General features: G+C 58.1%; 4 protein-coding genes. All 4 read right to left on the bottom strand.

The window, feature by feature from the left end:
* Positions 1 to 46: 46 nt before the first annotated feature.
* The 4 genes from C1A35_RS35525 to tnpA all read right to left on the bottom strand — a co-directional run bounded on the left by C1A35_RS35525 (position 47) and on the right by tnpA (position 2,698).
* Positions 47 to 352, bottom strand: coding sequence for a hypothetical protein (locus C1A35_RS35525; protein WP_058326152.1), 306 nt, complete (start codon positions 350 to 352; stop codon positions 47 to 49).
* Positions 352 to 1,920 (bottom strand): IS66 family transposase, encoded by a 1,569-nt coding sequence (gene tnpC, locus C1A35_RS35520; protein WP_104668902.1) that lies wholly within the window; start codon positions 1,918 to 1,920, stop codon positions 352 to 354. Before tnpC ends, C1A35_RS35525 begins: the two co-directional genes overlap by 1 nt.
* Before the next feature lie 71 nt (positions 1,921 to 1,991).
* Complete coding sequence (gene tnpB, locus C1A35_RS35515; RefSeq protein WP_104668901.1) at positions 1,992 to 2,339, bottom strand: IS66 family insertion sequence element accessory protein TnpB; 348 nt, start codon at positions 2,337 to 2,339, stop codon at positions 1,992 to 1,994.
* Positions 2,336 to 2,698: an IS66-like element accessory protein TnpA gene (tnpA, locus tag C1A35_RS35510; RefSeq protein ID WP_058326502.1), complete on the bottom strand. Its 363-nt coding sequence runs from the start codon at positions 2,696 to 2,698 to the stop codon at positions 2,336 to 2,338. The genes tnpB and tnpA overlap by 4 nt, the downstream gene beginning before the upstream one ends.
* Positions 2,699 to 2,812: the final 114 nt, after the last annotated feature.

The raw sequence follows: 2,812 nt of genomic DNA, 5'->3' as shown, positions 1-2,812 counted from the left end.
GTGAGCGTCCGGCGAATGCATTTTCTGCCGTGGTCGAGGCGCAGGGTTAGGGCGCGCGCTTTAGCTCGTCGGTCATTATGCGCTCGATCCTTTCAGGGTCGCATTGTTCATCGACCAAGAACTGACGGACTCCTCCGTGCCATGTCCGGATATCCGCTAGGAACTCCTCGAGGCATTCGACGCCTCTGTCCGTGAAGCCGGTTGTGCCCTCTTCGGTCGTGTTGTGGACGTGCACCATTTCGCCGTAGTCGATATTGTCCGAGTTGGCGGAGATTTCTCTGAGCAGTTCGAGGTTTTCGCCGATCATGGCGGCGACGTTTTCGATCGTATAAATGTGCATCGAACGAGCCATCAGACAGCCTTCTGCAGTGCGGATCCTGCTGGGAGCATATTCCATGGCAACAGATCTTCCAGCCTGTCTGTTGGGTGATCTTTGATCCGGGTTAGCACGTCCGTGAGGTAGGTTTCGGGATTGTGGCCATGCAGTTTGGCCGTTTCGGTGATGGTCAGGATATTGGCGATGCGCTCTCCGCCCTTGTCCGAGCCGGCGAAGAGCCAGTTCTTACGGCCAATCCCGAGGGGGCGCATCGCACGTTCGGCTATATTGTTGTCGATTTCGACACGGCCGTCGTCGATGTAAACGCTCAATGCGGCCCATCGCGAGAGTGCGTATCGCATCGCTTCCGCCAGCTTCTGTTTCTGCGGCAACGTCGGAAGCGTATCCTCGATCCACACCTTCAAGTCCCTCAGGATGGGCCTGGCATGTTCCTGGCGCAGTGCGCGTCGCTCGTCAGCCGGCATGCCGTGGATACGATCCTCGATATCGTAGAGCGCGCCGATGCGTGTCAGCGCCTCGTCGGCGATCGGTGACGGCTTCAGTTTGATCACATCATGGAACTTGCGGCGCACATGCGCCATGCACGCAGCCTCGATGATCTGGTTGCCGTAAAGCTTCTTATAGCCACCATAGCCATCGGCATGCATCACGCCGCTAAAGTCAGCGAGGTGGTCTGCCGGATGTGCGCCCTTACGATCGGGGCTATAGTAATAGGCTATGGCTCTGGGCGTTGGATCTTGATAGCCACTGCCATCGAAGACATAGACCCAAACCCTGCCTGTTTTCGTCTTCCCGCGCCCAGGGTCGAGAACATCGACTGGGGTATCGTCCGTATGTATTCGGTCGACTGCGGCGATATGGGCTCTGATCAGCAAAATGAGGGGCGAAAGCAGAACAGACACACGGCCCATCCAGTCCGCCATCACGGACCGGGAGATGTCTATTCCCAGCCGGTCGTACATCTCGGATAGACGATAGAGCGGAATGTGATCGTCGAACTTGGCGACCATGATGTGGGCGAGCAATCCCGGTCCGGGCTTGCCTTTCTCAATCGGCAAGGTCGGCATTTCGCCGGACACTGTTGTATCGCAGTCCCTGCAGATCATGCGCTTTTCGACGTGCCGGACAATCTTTACGGATGCCGGTACGTGCTCCATCACCTGGACCACCTTGTCAGCCGCCTTCAGGAACGATGTGCCGCCACAGGTCGGACAACTGCAGGGCGCTGTGTACACCCGCTCTTCTGTTGGAAGGCCATCCGGCAGCGGTTTGCGCTTCGGCTTAGCCGGTGCGTCGTCCAGTTCCGGCAAAGGGAGTTTCCCGGAGCGCATCTCAGCCTCGGCGCGGGAGGCCTCGATCTCCTCCAGCATCAGCTCAAATTGCTCGATCTTCCGATCGATCTTCTCCGAAGCGGGGCCATGCTGTCGATGGCGGAGCAGTTCCAACTGCGCGCGCAGAAGGCTGATAATGGAGTCGCGCTTGGTGACTTCGGCTTCTTGTCGCTCAAGTTTCGCCGCCTGTTCAGCGACGAGCACGCGCAAAGCAGCAAGCTCGTCCTGACTGTCCAGCGGCGTTGTTTTCATGCCAGAAAACGTAGCCGATTTGCGCCTCAAGCGCTAGCATTTTGCCCGGATTCCCTTGTAAAATAAGGCCTTTACCGCGTTCGGCCGGGAGCGGAAGTCCACGCCGGTCGACGCCAGTCGATCCCCTCGATAAGCATGGAAAGTTGGGCCTGTGTCAGGTGCGCCACGCCATCCTTCGCCGTCGGCCAAGGAAAATATCCGCGCTCCAGAACCTTGTAGAACAGGCAGAACCCCTGGCCATCCCACCATAAAAGCTTGATCCGATCCGCGCGCTTGCCACGGAACCCGAAGATGGCGCCAGATCCTGGCGCTTCCTTTATGACTGTCTCGGCCAGGGCCGAGAGACCATCAATCCCACGCCGCATGTCGGTCACCCCGCAGGCCAAATAGACCCGCACATTCCCCGAAGGCCCGATCATGCTGCCTCCACACAGGCGATCAACGATGCCAGCATCTTTCGCTCGATGTCGGCTGGAACTTTCAAGCCCCGACCGTTTCGTAGCAAGATCTCGATAAACACTGGCGCCGGCGAAGCCGCAGGCGTCTGCCCGAGGCTTACGTCGTCGACGAGCTGTACCGGAAGAAACGAGGTTGACGCCTCGAAATGGCTAAGTGTCTTCCGCCATAGACGGATCTGAGCCGGATAGATGTCATGGCGACGAGCTACATCACCAATGCGGACGCCAGGCTGGTCGGCTTCTGCCAATATCTCCAGCTTAGCTTCTTTCGACCATCGCCGCCTACGCTCGACGCCGGAAATGATCTCCATGCGGGCCATGCCAACCTCTCAGATCTGGAATTAGTGTCAGCACTAATGCACTAATGCTGGTTCTAATGCCAGAACATCGCCTAACTGGCTCGTTCAGCAAAATCCGCTCACCGGACGCTCACG

It is taken from the genome of Ensifer adhaerens (assembly GCF_002940685.1).
Classification (GTDB): domain Bacteria; phylum Pseudomonadota; class Alphaproteobacteria; order Rhizobiales; family Rhizobiaceae; genus Ensifer; species Ensifer adhaerens_E.
Note: the sequence above shows the minus strand (reverse complement) of the source record. Positions and strands in the feature narration are given on the sequence as shown.